This window comes from Granulicella sp. L60 (genome assembly GCF_009765825.1).
In the GTDB taxonomy this organism is placed as follows: Bacteria; Acidobacteriota; Terriglobia; order Terriglobales; family Acidobacteriaceae; genus Edaphobacter.
Genome location: NZ_LMUR01000015.1, coordinates 284622 through 302185 on the forward strand (window position 1 = coordinate 284622; position 17564 = coordinate 302185).

The 17564-nt window shown below is 46.9% G+C and carries 13 protein-coding genes and 1 pseudogene; 13 read left to right on the forward strand and 1 reads right to left on the reverse strand.

Annotation, left to right across the window (positions count from 1 at the left end; all coding sequences use genetic code 11):
- The first annotated feature begins 101 nt into the window (after positions 1 to 101).
- From GSQ82_RS08395 to GSQ82_RS08450, 13 genes and pseudogenes are all read left to right on the forward strand, one after another.
- Positions 102 to 2375 carry a glycosyltransferase gene (locus GSQ82_RS08395; RefSeq protein ID WP_158791832.1) on the forward strand — a complete coding sequence of 758 codons (2274 nt, stop codon included), beginning with the start codon at positions 102 to 104 and terminating at the stop codon, positions 2373 to 2375.
- Positions 2376 to 2480: 105 nt separating this feature from the next.
- Positions 2481 to 3500 carry a glycosyltransferase family A protein gene (locus GSQ82_RS25665; protein WP_158791833.1) on the forward strand — a complete coding sequence of 340 codons (1020 nt, stop codon included), beginning with the start codon at positions 2481 to 2483 and terminating at the stop codon, positions 3498 to 3500.
- A 119-nt stretch (positions 3501 to 3619) separates the two neighbouring features.
- Positions 3620 to 4720, forward strand: coding sequence for a glycosyltransferase family 2 protein (locus GSQ82_RS08405; RefSeq protein WP_158791834.1), 1101 nt, complete (start codon positions 3620 to 3622; stop codon positions 4718 to 4720).
- Positions 4699 to 4872: pseudogene (locus GSQ82_RS25670) on the forward strand (4Fe-4S dicluster domain-containing protein); the annotation flags it as partial. The gene GSQ82_RS08405 and the pseudogene GSQ82_RS25670, both read left to right, overlap by 22 nt.
- A gap of 60 nt (positions 4873 to 4932) precedes the next feature.
- Positions 4933 to 5952, forward strand: coding sequence for a Coenzyme F420 hydrogenase/dehydrogenase, beta subunit C-terminal domain (locus tag GSQ82_RS08410; RefSeq protein ID WP_254061511.1), 1020 nt, complete (start codon positions 4933 to 4935; stop codon positions 5950 to 5952).
- A 106-nt stretch (positions 5953 to 6058) separates the two neighbouring features.
- On the forward strand, positions 6059 to 7225 hold the full coding sequence (locus tag GSQ82_RS08415; RefSeq protein WP_158791836.1) for a glycosyltransferase: 1167 nt from the start codon (positions 6059 to 6061) through the stop codon (positions 7223 to 7225).
- A gap of 45 nt (positions 7226 to 7270) precedes the next feature.
- Positions 7271 to 8107 carry a polysaccharide deacetylase family protein gene (locus GSQ82_RS08420; protein WP_158791837.1) on the forward strand — a complete coding sequence of 279 codons (837 nt, stop codon included), beginning with the start codon at positions 7271 to 7273 and terminating at the stop codon, positions 8105 to 8107.
- Between the two features lie 34 nt (positions 8108 to 8141).
- Positions 8142 to 9089, forward strand: a complete 948-nt coding sequence (locus GSQ82_RS08425; protein WP_158791838.1) for a glycosyltransferase family 2 protein — start codon at positions 8142 to 8144, stop codon at positions 9087 to 9089.
- 1 nt (position 9090) lies between these two features.
- A complete protein-coding gene (locus GSQ82_RS08430) occupies positions 9091 to 10041 on the forward strand; it encodes a glycosyltransferase family 2 protein (RefSeq protein ID WP_158791839.1) in 951 nt (316 codons plus the stop codon).
- Positions 10042 to 10096: 55 nt separating this feature from the next.
- On the forward strand, positions 10097 to 11491 hold the full coding sequence (locus GSQ82_RS08435; RefSeq protein WP_158791840.1) for an O-antigen ligase: 1395 nt from the start codon (positions 10097 to 10099) through the stop codon (positions 11489 to 11491).
- Between the two features lie 3 nt (positions 11492 to 11494).
- Positions 11495 to 13552 carry a hypothetical protein gene (locus GSQ82_RS08440; RefSeq protein ID WP_158791841.1) on the forward strand — a complete coding sequence of 686 codons (2058 nt, stop codon included), beginning with the start codon at positions 11495 to 11497 and terminating at the stop codon, positions 13550 to 13552.
- Positions 13553 to 13558: 6 nt separating this feature from the next.
- On the forward strand, positions 13559 to 14908 hold the full coding sequence (locus GSQ82_RS08445) for a polysaccharide pyruvyl transferase family protein (protein WP_158791842.1): 1350 nt from the start codon (positions 13559 to 13561) through the stop codon (positions 14906 to 14908).
- A gap of 220 nt (positions 14909 to 15128) precedes the next feature.
- Positions 15129 to 15677, forward strand: coding sequence for a bifunctional 2-polyprenyl-6-hydroxyphenol methylase/3-demethylubiquinol 3-O-methyltransferase UbiG (locus GSQ82_RS08450; RefSeq protein ID WP_158791843.1), 549 nt, complete (start codon positions 15129 to 15131; stop codon positions 15675 to 15677).
- 44 nt (positions 15678 to 15721) lie between these two features.
- Here the strand turns inward: GSQ82_RS08450 and GSQ82_RS08455 are convergent, their stop codons facing one another.
- Positions 15722 to 16681 (reverse strand): hypothetical protein, encoded by a 960-nt coding sequence (locus GSQ82_RS08455; RefSeq protein WP_216847048.1) that lies wholly within the window; start codon positions 16679 to 16681, stop codon positions 15722 to 15724.
- Between the last annotated feature and the right edge of the window lie 883 nt (positions 16682 to 17564).

Below are 17564 nucleotides of genomic sequence, written 5' to 3' on the forward strand. Positions count from 1 at the left end.
TGTGAAGAAAACTCTAAGATTCATTGGTGCAAGTGAGAGATATAGGTAGCTCCAGTCACTAATTTAGTGCGTTTCCCAAATCCAGGAATTTTGCAAACCTGATGACCGAGATATGTAAACCTAAACTCGTATTCTTTCGGTGGACAAACACCGATACGGCAGGCTATATCCAGCTACATTTAGATCAGCATGTTAAGTGTTTGGCGCAATTTTTTGATGTCACTGTGATTAGCGGACAGTGCGATTACAGCGAGATTTGTGACAGGTATCATCCCGATCTAACACTCTTTGAGTCGGGAGTATACGTAAGCGGAATCGCTAGAACCATCAGAAACATATTCACCAACTCGAAGATTCCGAAACTCGGCTTCTGCCATGCCGATGCAATGTGTGGCAGCCGTCGAGCGTTCATAGCTGATATGGCGCAGTGGGGCGTGGACACATTTTTCACCCTCTCGGTTTCAATGGCGGAGTACACTCCAGAGATTGCCGACCAACTATATGTGTGGCCAAATGCTGTTGACACTGAACTGTATCGCGACTACGGTGAACGAAAAGTTATCCCCGTATTATTCACCGGAAGTCAGGCTCCGCAGTATCCCTGGCGTAATCGCATCTGTAAATGTGTCGCTCAGTATTATCCTTCGCTGACGTGTCCGCACTTTGGTTGGGGTACCAAAGCGACGACGTCACGTATGTTGTTCGGCGAGCAATATGCAAGGCTGCTAAATGCATCGTGGTGCGCACCAACCTGCGGAACTGTAACAAACGATATAGTCCGCAAACATTTCGAAATTCCAGCATCAAGAAGTTGCTTGATAACTGAGGATACTGCAGCAGTAACATCGGCTGGATTTGTAAATGGAAAGAACTGCATCTATGCCGACGTCAGTAATGTCATCGAGGCCTTGGACTACCTGTTCCGTCATAAAGATGAGATGGAGCTAATAATCGCCGCAGGGTTCGATCTGGTTCAAGCTCGACACACAATTAAGCAACGCGATCAAATATTGCAGTGGCTGACTTTGAAAAGTTGCTTGCATCCGTACCAACACATAATTCAACGTGGACCGTTTGGCCCCCTGTCGATTGCAGACAGCAGGGCCGGGACAGCATCGTCCCATGTAGTCAGCAATGGAATAGATAGAGTTTTGCTGCAAAAAGGAGATTACGAACTCGGATCTGCCAACTATGGATCGGCGGAGCATTTCTATATGCAAGCATTAGCTTATCTTCCGCTACTTCCAGAGGCAAAGCTACGAGTTGCCATATGTAGCCTATATATGGGGAAACCTGGCGCAGCATTGAAATGGATCGATGAACTGCTCAAAAGCAGCGAGAGGCTTTGCTCAATCGAGCCTGATCCATGGGAGTGGATATATCATCTCATCACACTTCTTTGCCTAGGCCGGTTTAACGAGGCAGCGAAGAGTTCACTACAATACCCGAGACTTCGTCATCCCGAAGTGGATCGCATACGTACTTTGATTGCAGGCGTACTTCAACGGACCGTCTGTGATATGAGCGACTCGACTTTAGGCCGTCGTTTCAGCGTTCATCAACTTCCGGAATTTATGGTTCGAGATTGGTCAGGCTCCATCTGTTCAATGCTGAGGGCCTGTGGACGGGTAGATCTCGTAGATAGAGTCGCTAAGTGCTTGACATCAGCTCCTGAAGAGTGGCAAGCAGGTAAAAGGACCGCCAGACAGGCATCATGTCTTGTACCGTCGAGAGCACTATTGGGTGTTTTACAGACTAACAAACTATACTTAGCGTTAGCCATTACAAATAGAAGCAATCGGACGATTAATAAAGTATCGAGTCGACTCCGCAAGCATGCTAGAGTGTTGATCCATAAGTTCGAGAATAGATATGGCTATGTGCTGCCATATCGCATATCAGCCATAAGAAATGATGAACTCTACAAGTGTATCGAGGATGTCTCACGCGAGGGGAATGTCAATAACATTCTGGTGCTCGGAGCAGTTGCTGGGGAAGGTGCTACTGAGGCGTGCCTATTCGGAGCCCAACAAAACCCAACTCGTCCTGATGTCATTTGTATTAATCATTTGCAAAATGAGCTTACTAAACTAAAAAATAGCGCAAGAAATGCATCTTTTATTAATTATTATCAAAGAATAGACGAAGCCACCTGTAATAGTTCGTTCGGAATGGTTGTCCTTACTGGTAAGGATCATCATAGTATGTGGACGCCCGATGATGAAGCATTCGATGCAAGGATAATCGTAGTCAATGATATGAACCATAACAACAGGTATCAGCTTGTTAGGAAACTCAGCGAAGATAGAAATTATTCGGTGCTAGCCTATAACCCTAGTCACCGCAATGGCTATGCAGTGTTTAGAAGAATGTAGCAGCCGAGTTACATAGAATAACCGCTTTATCGCTGGCAGTTGATCAGACGATCGAATAGCCGGACAGTATGAAAAATGTAGTTTCCGAAAGGTGTTTCACCGACAATGACAAGAATTGAGTTACCTCCGGTATCGATTATTATTCCGACCTTTAACCGTGTGGCAAAGGTTGTTCATGCTATTGATAGTGTTCTCGGACAAAATTACCCTAAGGAGTGCCGAGAGGTAATTGTCATTGACGATGGTTCTTCAGATGGAACTGCGGGAGTCCTAAGTGCACGGTATGGCTCCCGAATCCGCCTTCTTCAACAAACGAATTCGGGACCGGCGGCAGCAAGAAACAAAGGCATTAACGCCTCTCAGCACGAAATAGTAGCTTTCCTAGACAGCGATGACCGTTGGTTGCCAACGAAGCTCGAGCGGCAGATTCCATCGCTGAGTATACCCGGCGTTGTGCTCTCATATTCGAACTGGGCTCAACGGGGTATCGTTGCACCAGCAAGTCGTTTTGAGGAGATCAATTTGCGACTTGATTCCGCCATAAGTGTTCTGGACGACCCTCTCGCTACGCTATTGCGCCCCGGGGGGGGCGGCATATGGACTTCCACCTGCATCGGACGCAAAGGCGCTTTGCGCCGTTGTGGACAGTTTGATGAGCGAATGAGGATTTGCGAAGATATACGTCTTTGGTTTCGTTTGGCAGGGGAAGGAAAATTTACCATAGTCCGAGAGCCTCTGGTGGAGCGTGGAGAGCCAGGCGACGACAATCTGGTTCGGCCAGCGGATCCCGTTTATGCGCGCGAATCTGCACGACTGCGTCTCGAGCTCTTTTGGGAGGTGTATGCGCGCTCAACGGATGCTCGATCAGACGTTTTGGCGCGAATCCGACATTTTATTGTCAAGAGCTTATATGAACAAAGCCTCTGTTATACGCGAAGCCGCGATTACTCCAACGCAAGACGTAAAGCAATAGAAGCCCTTGCATTTACTCCCTCTGGCTTGGATCTCGCCAAAGTACTCATCAGCGCTTGTGCTCCATCGCTCGCAGGATATTTTCAACGCCGGCGTCGTCTTGAGCATCGTACGCCGCACTCTCAACAGTTACCCCATCAAATAGCTTCGTAAAAATTAGATCCAAATACACCATCTTATCGGGTTACGGGTGATGGGTATTTATAAGGCGTTACGCAGAAAGAAACTTGGCGATCGTGTGTCGATACCCTCAAACAAGGAAAGCGATTACGATGTTTGCAAAAGAACTTCTCAAGAAGTTATTGCCTTCCGAGTGGAGACAGCAAGCACGCGAATGGTTCGCTGCAATGAACATTGTTCATGTCTACGGTCCGAGAAGTATTCAATGCTCAAATGAAGAAGCGGTGGTGACATGTGTAGTGAAGAATGGCGCATTTTATATTGAATCCTTCATTAAACACTATTCGGAGATGGGGTTTCGTCATATATTCTTCTTAGACAATGGGTCGAGCGACCAGACACTTTCAATCGCCAGAAGCTATGGCAATGTCAGCATATGCCAGTCCACCCTGCCGATTAGCTCACATCAGCGATTATTTAAAAAATATTTAGCTGAGCGATTGGTTAGGACCGGATGGTGCCTAGATGCGGATATTGATGAGTTCTTTGATTATCCACTTTCCAACATTGTCGGTTTACAAGCATTTCTTGCTTACTTGAATCTATATGACTACACAGCGGCAACGACACAACTTCTAGACATGTTTTCAGATAGGCCTATTTCTCATCTCACCAACGAGCAGAATGAGGATGTTAAAAGCGCCTATCAATATTATGATCTTTCGGACATAGCAAAGACCGACTACTGCACTTCGCCCGTAGTGACCAAGTATGGTTATGCCAATAAACTTGCTGACAGACAGACTCCTCTGTATTGGGGTGGGATCAGAAAAACGTTATATGGAAATGATTGCTTGCTGACAAAACACTCATTGTTTTTGCTTGGAGGAGAGATCAAGCTATTTCCACACGTTCATTTTGTTAACAATGCGAGTGTGGCAGACATATCTGGGGTTATGCTGCACTATAAATTGACAAGTAATGCCATGGCGATTGCGCTGCAGAACCGTAATAATTTCACGGAAAATTATAGGACATATGACGCATTCATCGATGTTCTGGAGAGAGAGTCAACCCGTGAAATCAGGAGAGACACAGCACAAAAATTTGTCAGCGCCACGAATTTGGCCAAATGTAAGTTTTTGTTAATGTCGGCCGCCTATGAAGAGTATGCAATGGCCATGAAAATGTCTAAGCAAAGCGAATGTATATCAACCTACGGGAGGAGCGAATGGCCCGCATCCAGAACCTAAGTGATGTAGTTGATTGGAACCTCTGTACGGGTTGCGGTGCGTGTTATTATGCGTGCTCTGAAGGGTCAATCTCTCTCGTCAATATTGACGCAGTGGGTATACGTCCGAGATTCAACTCTTCCACTTGTGCAACTTGCACGAAGTGTCTTTCCATCTGCCCAGGTTACATCGTTGATGCCAATACTAATAATATGGCAACGAGGTCCTCGCCTATGCGCACCGAGGCGGATCATGCATTTGGGCCGGCCATGGAAATATGGGAAGGTCACGCCAGCGACTCTGAGATTCGTTATCGCGCGTCATCAGGCGGAATACTTACAGCACTAGCACTTTACTGTCTGGAACACGAAAATATGAATTTTGTGCTGCATACAGGCATTAATGAAGACCGTCCTTGGGAGAATAAGACTGTAAAGAGCAGTACGCGTGATGAGCTCGTGGCACGTACAGGTTCTCGCTACGCACCTGCGTCACCCTGCGAGGGCCTTGCAGCAATCGAAGAGAGTGACAGCCCGTGCGTGTTTATTGGCAAACCTTGCGATGCCTCCGCCGTTTCCATGCTACGTCGTGATCGCCCAAAGCTCGATCGCAATCTCGGGCTTGTCTTGACTTTCTTCTGCGCTGGAACGCCAAGCACGCAGGGAACGTTAGATTTGGCCGAATCGCTAAAAGTCAATCCGAAACTAATCGATTCTGTACGCTATCGTGGGGAAGGATGGCCGGGACGGTTCAGGATAGTCTATGACGACAAGAAACGCGAGCAATCCCTCTCATACTCTGAGTCCTGGGGTGAATTAACTCACTATCGGTCGCTCCGCTGCAATCTCTGTCCCGATGGACTTGGACAATTGGCCGACATCTCCTGCGGAGATGCATGGGAGAACTCTACAGACAGCGAAAATCCTGGCTTATCGCTCGTTGTTGTTCGTACAGAGAAAGGCAAGCGAATTCTTCAGGGAGCAATCAATGCAAACTATGTGCAGTTGCAGCCAGCTTCTGCAAGCAGCGTCTTTGCTGCGCAAGGCAACTTGCTGCGCCGTCGAACTGAAATTTTTGGGCGGCTGCTCGGTCTAAGACTGTTTGCTATTCCATTTCCCCAATTCAGTGGGTTCTCTTTAATTCGTGGTTGGCTGCGGCTCCCGATGGGCCGAAAGACAAGGACCATCCTCGGTACGGTGAAACGGGTAATAGTGCGCCGACTCTATATTCGACGATTCCACGTTAGCAGATAGTTTTGTTCTGTGAAGCATGGTAGTTAGGACGGCCACGATTCTAATAGATTACTTTTGGAGTTATATGAAAGTCTGCATGCTAGCGTACTCTTTCTATGAAAGTGATATGCGTATCTTGAGATATGCTAAGACACTTGCAGAGCGCGGCGACTTGGTGGATGTCATCGCGCTAAGACGGGAGGGCGCATCGACCTTTGAAGTTTTGCAAGGAGTCAATGTATACCGAATCCAATTGCGACAGAGAAATGAGCGCAACTGGTTTGACTACTTAATTCGTGTCATGCGGTTCTTGTTTGTCTCTGCTTTCGTTCTCACTCGAAAACATCTTTCAAAATCTTACGACGTTATCCATGTGCACTCTGTACCCGATTTCCTAGTCTTTGCCGCAGCAGTACCGAGGCTGCTAGGGGCAAAAGTCATCCTCGACATTCACGATGTCCTTCCAGAATTCTTCGCCGAAAAATTTAGAGCTGACAAGAAATCACTGAAATTCAGATTACTACTGTTGGCAGAATATATATCCGTACGATTTTCAGATCACGTGATCATTGCCAACGATTTGTGGTATGAACGCCTGATAAAAAGGTCTGCGAGGGCTGACCGATGTACAGCGATAGTGAACTATCCAGATTCCGAGGTGTTTCGTCCTCGCAATCGATCTGTTGCGGTCAAAGAGAAGTTTTTGATTACTTATCCCGGCACTCTAAATGCTCATCAGGGATTGGATATTGCTATTCACGCGGTTGCCAAAATCAAAGACGAAATACCGGATTTGGAGTTTCACATTTACGGAGAGGGCCCGGCAAAGCCCGCTCTGGTTGATTTGAGTTTACAACTTGGCTTATCGCAGATAGTTATCTTTCACGAATTTCTTACCTGCAACCAGATAGCCGAGGTAATGGCTCTCTCAGATCTATCAGTCGTGCCGAAGCGGGCAAGCTCGGAATTTGGAAATGAAGCAATGAGCACCAAAATTATGGAGTTCATGTCCCTTGGAGTTCCAGTTATCGTCGCGCGGACAAAGGTAGACACTTATTATCATAATGAATCCAGAGTTAAATTTTTTGAATCAGAGAACTCATTAGATTTAGCAAATGCTATATTGCTTCTGCGTCGGGATATCAAACTAAGGCAGTTTTTAGCTAGCAATGCTTCAGCTTATGTTAAAAACCACAATTGGCATGAAAAAAAACAACTTTATCTTCAATTGGTTGAAGGTCTCTGTTTGCGGACGAGCCGAACTCCGAAGCCGATTAGACGCATCGCTAATTGATTAGGGTCAAAGTCTATGTCTTCTTCTTTTCGGCTAGATCGTACGGTGACCCTTAACCTGGCTCAACCGGTTCGTCGCGTGATTGGTTGCTCTAACGCCAGCAGAATACCCGTGCTTATGTATCACGGTATCAATGACATCACTGGGGTTACCCACCCATATTTCGAAACAAATACATCTCCGACTATTTTTGCACGTCAGATGCGGCATCTGCGTGAACACGGCTATAGGACCATAGATCTCAAAGCCGCAGTGCAGATGATAAATTCTGGCGCAAATCTGCAAGGAGTAGTAGTTATTACATTTGACGATGGATTTCGTGATTTCTACACACATGCGATACCGATTTTGCAGGAGCATCAGCTTACTGCAACGATGTTTGTTGTCTCCGGTTTTATTGGGTCCGCCTCGACCAGGCTTGCTGCTAAAGATTTTATGACATGGAGTGAAGTAAGAGAAATCGAATCGTTGGGAATTGAAATCGGATCACATACAGTCAGTCACTCCCATTTGAACAACTTGCATCTGAGAGATGTAGGTCGAGAACTTAAGGGTTCGAAGCAAACTATTGAAGATAAACTTGGGAGACCCGTTAACTCATTCAGCTATCCTTATGCTTTCCCGGAGCACGAAAGTATATTTCTAGAACAGCTACGGCAGTGTTTGGAAAGCACGGGGTACGAGTACGGTGTCACTACTGTTCTAGGCGGGGCTAATCAGACAAATGATAGGTATTTCTTGCCGCGAATTCCGATAAATGAGCATGATGATATCAGGCTATTTGAAGCTAAGCTTAAGGGTGAGTACGACTGGCTGCATCTGCCGCAATCACTTTATAAGTTCATGCGTAGCTGCTATATAAATCGAACATGCTACAAGTAAAGCAAGACCGCGAACCTAACATAGCGACAGAACTATGACGAGCCTATCAATCATTATTGTAAATTGGAATTCAACAGACTATCTGCATCTTTGTCTCGATTCTGTGTACAGAGAAACAAAAGGAATCAGCGTTGATGTCATTGTCGTGGACAATGCCTCGCATGACGATAGCTGCGCAGAACTTATCCGAACTGAATTTCCAAATACGTTACTTTATCGTAGTAAAGAGAATCTGGGCTTTGCTCGTGGTAGCAACCTTGGCTATGAGCTGTCTCACGGGGACTATCTACTATTTCTCAACCCTGATACCGAAATCCATAGTGATGTCTTCACGCGTATGGCTAGCGAGCTAGGGTTAAACAAAAAAAACGGTGCAGTGGGTTCAAGATTAATCAATAGCGATGGGTCGCTACAGTCGAGCTGTATTAGAACATACCCAACAATCTTGAATCAGCTACTGGACTCTGAGCTTTTGCGAAATAAGTTTCCGACATCACAATTATGGGGTATGCGACCATTGTTCGTAAGTAATACGAAGCCCGTCCGAGTGGATGTGATCTCAGGAGCTTGTTTGATGATCAAGCGAGAGGTATTTCTACAGGTGGGGAAGTTTGACGATAAATATTTCATGTATGTCGAAGATATTGACTTATGTCATCGGGTAACTACATCGGGCTACGCTATTCAATACATAAACGATTGTGAAGTGGTCCACCATGGTGGGAAAAGTTCGGCGCTACAGGGAGACTATTTTGCCAATCTTCACCAGCAAGAAGCCATATTACAGTTTTTTTCTGTCACAAGAGGGGAATGGTACTCCTTTCTTTACCGATTTTGCCTTGTGTTTTCAGCAGTGCTTCGTCTAATACTAATTATTAGTCTTCTTCCATTTCGCGGCACAGTACATAAGACCACAAGTTGGCAATTCAGCTATCGAAAATGGGCATGCATCTTCCGGTGGGCTATCGGGTTGGAAGTTTAAATTGAATAGCAAATCAACCGATCTAGTTGTGTGTAATCCCTTGAAAACCAGTTCATTCAACACGAGCGGTACCGAAACGCATCCGCGTATTGCTTTAATCACGCCTTTAAGAGACGAAGAAGACTATGTAGAGGCGATGATTCTCTCCATTATTGCGCAACAAAAGCGGCCAGCGAAATGGATTATCGTCGATGACGGCTCAACAGATAGAACATCAGTTATTGTGCAGAGATACTGTGAAAACTTTGAGTTTATCGAATTACTTGAATTACCTGCGCGCTCTGCGCGGAGACCGGGGGGGGAAGGGGCAATCATATCCGCGTTGGAGAGGCTTGACCTGTCGCAGTTTGATTATCTAGCTCGCTTCGACGCCGATCTTTTGTTCGAGAAAGACTATTTTTCCCGACTTTTGGAAGAATTTTACCAAGATCCGAAACTGGGGATTGCAGGTGGCAGTCTGTTCATCCGTAAGAACGGCATATTAATACTAGAGAAGGCTCCTGAATATCATGTCCGGGGCGCACTAAAGATGTACAGACGTGAATGCTTCGAGCAGTTGGGCGGTCTTGGTACTGAGATTGGCTGGGACACCATCGACGAGGTGTATGCATGGAGTCGAGGATGGCGGACTCGCAGCCTCAGCGATATACAAGTGATCCATAGGAGACCAACTGGCGAAGGTTTGCATGCAAGCCGCATCTATTGGGAGCGAGGGAGAGCCGAGTACTTAACCTGGAGCCATCCAGCATTTGTATTTTTGAAGACCGTGAAGCTGGCCGTGGATAGCCCTGCCAATGCGAGGTGTTTTTTTGCTGGATTTCTTCGCAGCTATAGGACACATCAAATACGCTTACGAGACTCCAAATTCAAACGGACGAGACGAAATCAGCAATTGGCTCGAGTCTTACTAGTCCTAAATCCTAAAACGCTTTGGTATTTGTTGTTTAAATAACACTATTTTTTGAATTACGCCGACATCAATATGTTGCTTCACCAATATGGAAAATATGGCGCTGGTAATTGTTATCGACTTAATCATTATTTTTTGGCTGTGTCGAGTGAGCCTGACTTCAGGAGTGGAAGCAGCCTTGCCGGCGGCTTCCCTTATGTTAGTTTTAGTACCGATCGAGTCCAGCATACCTTTGGGTTTATTCGAGCTTACCACTCAGCGGTTGATTATCGGGCTGCTGCTTATCCTCTATTTTTCTAGGTCAGGCATTGCTGGTCGGCAAATCAGGTTGCCGATGCCGCTCAAGGCGCTGATCCTGTTGCATGTATGTTGGTGTCTGCTCTCCACCGCTAACTCAGTTGTGCCATTGATGAGCCTTAAAAAGGCCGCCTCAATAATCGTTGAGTACTATGCTCTATATTTTGTGTATTGGAGAGCAATCTCAAAAACAGAAACCATTCACAAGATTCTCTTCGCTATTGTGGTGGCTATGATTGTTTGTTCTGTTTTTGGAGCCTTTGAAGCGTATGGAGCCAGCAACGTGCTTACTTTTTTCCCAAAGGCTAGTCATCACTTTTCCACGATGGAGATGGAAAGAGAGACTCGCGTGCAGTCTACTTTCGATCATCCGATACTATTTGGAGCCGCCTTGGCGATGGCGATCGTTATTACTTTATACCTTGTGACAATGGTAGAAAAATCGTGGCAAGTCACCCTTCTTTGGTTCGGATTGATGCTAATGTTCCTTAACATCTATAAGACAAGCAGTCGAGGTCCGTGGCTTGATGTTATGTTAGGCTGTTTTTTGCTGGCTATCTTCTCGCGTCACAAAATGAGAAAGAATATCCTTATAATTGCTGCTTTGGCGGTCGTTGCCACGGTCATTCGCCCGGGGATATGGGGAACCGTCAAAGGGATTTACGATAACTCCTTCGATATGAATACTAGTACGGGTACCTCGTATGAATATAGGTACGCACTGCAACATGCGGTGACGAATAAGCTACTGCAAAGTCCCACTCGAGCTATATGGGGCTATGGATTGGAATCTTTTTATGATCTTCAGATCGTAGACGACTTTTTAGGGAGTCCTCACCTGTTTCTTAGCTGCGACAGTTCTTGGGCAGAGCTAATGCTAGAAACTGGATTTGTTGGTCTCTGCATTATCATCTCTATCCTGCTAAAACCTGCTTGGCGGGCTTTACGGGATTATCAAATGCTGCCCGCTCCGGACAGGTATTTAAGCCTGATGCTATTAGTGAATTTGCTCGTATTTTATTTCCAAATGTATAGCGTTGGAATGTACTCCTGGGGTCAAAATGGCTACGTGTTATGGATTTTGATTGCAATTACATTTGCATACCCTCTGTGCCGAGAAGAAGAGGCTGAGTTGGCGAACTCGCAACGGCAGGGACTTACGGCAGACCTGGAGTCTGCGCCTGAGGCTAGCTGACTAGTGAGAAATGCAATAAACGTTGTTGTGCACGAAGCGCCATGTCATGATAGGCCATACAGCGTAAAATCACGTCTGCCCGGTAGTATCGTACAAGTTTCTCTTTGGCTGATGTTTTTCATCTGGGCCGTATGTTCTTCAGCATGGGCATCAGATGTGCTGCTCATGACGAAAACTGGATCGAACGCCACGCTTGAAGACCAAGTTGGGCACGTATCACGTTTTTATGGTCTTGGCACGCAGATAATCTCGATTGACGCACCTATAGATAGTTTGAGCGCTATATATGCGCTCAAACAGCCGGATGTATTGGCCGCCATCATATCGACCGATGCTTTGGAGAATCTTGATCGTGCCACTATCTTCGATGCTTTACAGAGAGCTAATGGGTTTCGGATTCCACTGCTCATAGTGGCCACGGGACCGCGAAGCACATCGCCAGTGCTCTCTATTTGGTCTGGCGGTCGCATCGATGGTTGTAAAGCAGTTGAGAGCCATACCAGCGAGTGGAGAATGATGTTTGCGAAAGAGGTAGACGTATTGCAACAACTTGCTGGCTTTGTCCCGAAGTCTACAACTAGTCCCTCCTGTGGTCTGGTGCTTTCTCATGACAAGTCTGTACGAGCCTTAGCCGAAATGTGGAACGGAAATGAAAAGATTTCTTCGTTTGTCGACTTTTCCATTAATGGGCAGCCAGTCTTTGTTGTTACGGCAATGGGTTCAATTAACAAAGTAGAACAGTCTGGAACTACATCTCTTCAGGAGTCTTTCTCAAGCATGGCTGGACTACTGGTATTTTTACGATATGCGGCTGGAGAAAGAGCATGGCACATGCCCGCGCACTACGCCAATTTGACGGTAGATGATCCTTGGCTGACGGATCCCTACGGTAACCTGGGATATAGAGCTCTCTTGCACGAAATGAAAGAGCACAATTTTCATACGACAATTGCGTTTGTGCCTTGGAATTTTGATAGAAGCAATCTGGACGTCGTATCTTTGTTTCATAACCATGCAGACCTATTCTCGATCTGTATTCATGGAAACAACCATAATCACCGAGAGTTCGGGGAGTACAGTGCTCAGCCATTGAATCGCCAGAGAGACAACATCGAGCAGGCTCTTGCTCGAATGGAACAGTTTAAAAAAGCAACGGGCTTACCTTATGACCGAGTCATGGTATTTCCACATGCTGTCGCTCCGGCAGGGACATTTGAGACTCTTAAAAAGAGTAACTATTGGGCGACGGTAAATTCAGAAAATGTGCCTCTGGGGTCCATAGCGCCCGATGATCCCCTATTTCCTCTTAGCTCCTGGACGCTCACTTTCAAAGGCTTTCCAAGCGTGAAGCGAATCTCAGCCGAAGTGCCTATTTCTAATACGAACATCGCAATCAATGCGTTTTTAGGTAATCCCCAGCTCTTCTATGTCCATCAAGAGTTTTTCGAGGATCGAATCGACGCCTTCGATGCCACCGCTGACGAGATAAACCGTCTTGAGCCGGCGGTTCAATGGAAGAGTTTGGGCTACATTGTCCGGCATCTCTACTTAACTCGGTTGAGGCTTGATCAAGACTATGATGTATTGGCAATATCTTCGAATCTCGAGCTAATGAATCTAACTGAGCGCCGTGTCGTATTCCACGTTCATAAGCCGGAAGATCCTACGATACCGCTACGTTCAGTTGTAGTGAATGGTGTCCCGGCTTCATACCAAGCGACGTCCAATGAGATCCGATTCGACGTTGTGCTCGAGCCGAAGCAAAGCCGCGATGTGGAGATATCGTACAGCGAAGGTTTGACTCTCGCATCTGTGGACATCTCGAAAAGGTCTCTGTTAGTCGCCTTAGACCGTCGACTTTCAGATTTTCGCGACATGGTGTTGTCACGCAGCATGCTCGGTCGCAAGATACAATTTGCTTATTACAAATATCGGTTCGATCGCATAGAGAGGCTCATTGAGCGTTCAATCACTATTTTCTTCTTAGTTATTGCTGGACTTCTATTGTCACGAATGGTTATATCGTTAAGAAAACGAGACATGAGTACAGTCGAAAAATAGTATTAAATGTACAAATCATATGAAAGAAATGGTGATTTAGCATTGCATGATTGCACTCGAACTCGTATTGGTCTCATTGGCGCCAGTTTTGAAACAGGGAACATGGGCGTAGGTGCACTGGCTGCCGGTGCTATAAGGTGCATCTATACCCAATGGCCTGATGCGGAGATATTTATCCTTGACTATGCTAAGAAAGCTTCTTCGCGGTCGCTTTACCTAGGCGACGAAGTGGTTGAGGTTAAGCTGCTAAATATTAGATTTTCCAAGAGGCTATATCTCAGTAACAATATTGCCGCATTGATTTCTGTTGCTTTGATTTTGCGGCTCATTCCTTCGCGTAGGGCTCGTGAGTGGCTATCATTAAAAAATTTAGCATTTCAAGAGATATACCGCAGCGATATGTTTGCATCCATCGCCGGCGGAGATAGCTTTAGCGATATCTATGGTCTGCGACGGTTTCTCTACATTACAATGCCGCAAATTCTAATTATTGTTATGAGCAAGAAACTAATTCTCTTACCTCAGACATTTGGACCATTCCGCTGTAGGTTGTCCCGCATAATCGCTAGATTTATCACAAGAAACGCAGAAGCAATTTACACCCGTGACTGCCAGAGCATTGCAGAGATAGATCGACTACATGAAGGCGAGTATTCAAGACCAAAACCTACGTTTCGCTATGATGTTGGCTTTGCGCTTGAGCCAACGATACCCAATAAGATAAGCATCGGCGGCGAGATAGATCTTACTAGCGATAAACTAATCGGTTTTAATATTAGTGGGCTGCTGTACATGGGCGGCTATGATCGAAACAACATGTTTGGTCTCCAAGTTGACTACCGAGATCTCGTGCGCCAGATACTCGACCTTCTGATTGACACTAAAGGAGCTTCAGTATTATTGATTCCCCATGTGTTTGGTAATGACGAGAGTTCAGAAAGCGACGTTATTGCGAACAACGCAGTTTACCAAGCGTACGGGGAGAAATATGGTTGCCGACTTGGGCTACTACAAGGCGATTATGACCAGGGCGAAGTTAAACATGTGATTGGGATGTGTGGCTTCTTCGTTGGTTCACGGATGCATGCCTGTATTGCCGCAACCTCTCAGTGCGTACCGGCTGTCGCTATAGCTTACAGCGATAAATTTATTGGTGTCATGGAAGCAATTGGCCACGCGGACGTTGTGGCAGATGCTCGCGAGCTCAACATGGGCGAACTGCTGGCACGGGTCTCGCAATCTTATGACTGCCGTTTCGAGGTTCTTCGGCAGCTTGAGCAGTCAATGCCACAAGTGACCAGAGCTGCGCTCCACCTTTTCAGCGAGCCTAATCATGATAGCAGCGGGATAAATTAATCTAGCCTTCATTATCGGGCAGACCTGCGGACCTTATTGAATTTCTATCGTTCTCGTCGTACCGAACGGAAATGATATTTACGTTGGCAAGTCGGAATATCCTCAAGACAACCGAATGGATAACAGCTTTGCAAGCAACCAGTACCATCGGGCAAGCACCACTTTTCAGAACTGGGCGGAAACCTAGCTCATCATCTTAGAAGTATGGAGATCTCTTCCCATGTCTAAACTTCGTAGTTACGCGCCAGTCTTCATGAAGAGGATAATTTGGAACTGGAAGCACCAGCGCAGCAGCATCGATCCCGCACGGTGCCCGCAGGACCTACTCGAGTGCGTCCGTACCCTAGAGTCCAACTCTGGAGTTCTTGATTTGGGATGTGGCGCCGGCAATCTTCGAGCGGCTCTCCGATCACGTGGCTGGAACGGTCACTTCATTGGCGTTGACGTCTCCGAACAAGTCATGGAAATAGCCAAAAAATCTGAAGATAGTAATGCCGAATGGCACGTCAGCGCAATAGAGAATTTCCCAATTCTCAGCCAAAGGATCGACGCCATCTGCTTCTGCGAATCCATCTACTATGTAAAACCCTTGTCCGTTCCAGATCTGCTTGCGAGATGCCGTCAATCTCTTGTCTCTGGAGGGCGAATTGTCATCCGCATTTGGGACGCCGATCTGCACCGCGAATACATTACGCTTCTTGTGGGCTTGGGTGCTCAGTCCAACCCGCCCATTTACATCTTGGCTAAGGAGCCCGCGGCCCACAAGTAGGAACTACATGGGCCGCAGGTTCGTCGTCGGGCGAGAAACTCGTTTCAATGGGCAGTGCCAGTCAGATTGGTCGGAGGATTTGGGCTAATGCCGGTGGCGAATTCGTAGGCGCCTCGATCCCAAGTCGTGCGTGTGTTGCCATCGTAGTCAACGTTGTAAGGGCTACCTAAGCTCAGCCCGGCATTTGTGTGCGCGGTCAAGTGGTAGTTTTCTCCTGTCAAACTTACGAACGGATTGGAAGCCTTGCCCTGTCCGTGAGTTTCACTCAAAGATACGTTGGAAAAATCGTAGTCATCGGAGGAAAAGCCGCCAGTCCCGTTTGTATTCCAATAAATATTGTTCCTGCCCTGCGAGCTGGATGACCAGGTTCCTCCGTTAGACGTTAAAACAGTTCCGTACGGTATGTTGGCCAGCGTGTTGTTGTAGGAATAGACCAGCATGTTATTAGTTTGAGACTCAAGGTATCGAGGGTAGCTGCTTGTGCTTGGATCATGCCAGATGTTTCCGTAGATGTACCAAGTCCCGGTACCAAGAAACATCAATCCTTCGGTATCCCAGTTGACCACTTCGTTGTAGCGAAAGGTTGCCGTTCCCCCTCCGATATTTCCTACGTTCGGATGGCAGATGTCGCCCACGCTGTCTAGGCTGTCGGCTAGTCGGCTGTGCTCTATCACCAAGTTAGTTTCCCCGTAGAGCACCATATTATTGCAAGCACCGTGGAAGTTCATGTACTGGAGCAACCAGCTATCTTGCGTGTCGTAGTCTGATCCGTTCCAATGCTCGATTACGAAAGAACGATGATCCCCTAGATTGTGGCAGGGGGTTGAGCCACATGGCCCCGCTACCTCGATATAACGCAGAGTCACATTATGAGTCGGAGCCGACGTTCCTCCCACTCCGACATAGGCACTCCCAGACGGGTTCTGCATAATGACCTGAATTCCGTTAGAGACAGCACCGTCAATAGTGACGTAGCTAGTTGCGATTTCAATCGTGCCCGTCATCACAACTTGTCCGTCGAAAGCCGAGTTCCATCCAGCCGTTACTGATCCACAAGTCGTGTCCGCAGCGGTGGCCCGTCGGATGGTGATTGGGCTGCCGGATGTGCCACTCGCCCCGGTTGTAATTGATCCGGAGTAAGTCCCCCCAGCTACGCACACCACGTCTCCCGCGGCAAGTCCACTCCAGCCAATACTGGAGAGGTCTGTCCAGGCGCTTGCCCACGAAGTTCCATTATTGGATCCAGTGGCGGATTTGTTGACGAATTTTGTGGCGGACCACGATGGTATTGCTGCCATCATAAATAGAATGAACCCTACTGTTTTTGACCATTTCATAATTGGAATTTCCTATTCGTACTCTCTAGTCGTTATGTCGGTTAGTAAAGCTATTGTGCTCCACATCGCAAATGAAGGGTCGATAATCTTATATGTCGACGACCTGGTCTGAGTAAAACTTTCGATCTGCTATGCGTCCACCTCTGCAGCAGGCATGAAGATGAACATTAGACCGCGAGCGCACCTGGGTGGAATGAAGACTGGGATTTATCGCGATTAAATCGGGAGCGAGCATCTGCGGTTGTGATCAGGCAGCAGAGGATTGCAAGAACGAGTAGGGTCCAAGGAGCATTGATGCTACGAGGTTGTGTGCCGGAGCAGATGGGGAGAAGGTTTCGCTTCTGAAAATTACTCTGAGGAGTGCGAGAAGTTATTGGGGGAATCGGGCCGGGGGAGGCAAGAATAGCGTATTTTGACGACACGGACATCACCTCTTGAAGCGTGCAAAAGAAACATGAGTAAGAGGCAGGGCAAAAGAAAAAGAGAGGTAGTGTTCTATTGTTTTGTACGAATGCATCTCGCCCAACTGGCAGAGGCGTTCGATGCAGGG

What these genes read in the sequence shown, in the direction of transcription:
- GSQ82_RS25665 (WP_158791833.1), top strand. Translation starts at nt 2,481, where the DNA reads ATGACAAGAATTGAGTTACCTCCGGTATCGATTATTATTCCGACCTTT.
- GSQ82_RS08425 (WP_158791838.1), top strand. Translation starts at nt 8,142, where the DNA reads ATGACGAGCCTATCAATCATTATTGTAAATTGGAATTCAACAGACTAT.
- GSQ82_RS08455 (WP_216847048.1), bottom strand. Translation starts at nt 16,681, where the DNA reads ATGACGGGCACGATTGAAATCGCAACTAGCTACGTCACTATTGACGGT.
- GSQ82_RS08415 (WP_158791836.1), top strand. Translation starts at nt 6,059, where the DNA reads ATGCGTATCTTGAGATATGCTAAGACACTTGCAGAGCGCGGCGACTTG.
- GSQ82_RS08395 (WP_158791832.1), top strand. Translation starts at nt 102, where the DNA reads ATGACCGAGATATGTAAACCTAAACTCGTATTCTTTCGGTGGACAAAC.
- GSQ82_RS08450 (WP_158791843.1), top strand. Translation starts at nt 15,129, where the DNA reads ATGTCTAAACTTCGTAGTTACGCGCCAGTCTTCATGAAGAGGATAATT.
- GSQ82_RS08410 (WP_254061511.1), top strand. Translation starts at nt 4,933, where the DNA reads ATGCGCACCGAGGCGGATCATGCATTTGGGCCGGCCATGGAAATATGG.
- GSQ82_RS08405 (WP_158791834.1), top strand. Translation starts at nt 3,620, where the DNA reads ATGTTTGCAAAAGAACTTCTCAAGAAGTTATTGCCTTCCGAGTGGAGA.
- GSQ82_RS08435 (WP_158791840.1), top strand. Translation starts at nt 10,097, where the DNA reads ATGGCGCTGGTAATTGTTATCGACTTAATCATTATTTTTTGGCTGTGT.
- GSQ82_RS08445 (WP_158791842.1), top strand. Translation starts at nt 13,559, where the DNA reads ATGTACAAATCATATGAAAGAAATGGTGATTTAGCATTGCATGATTGC.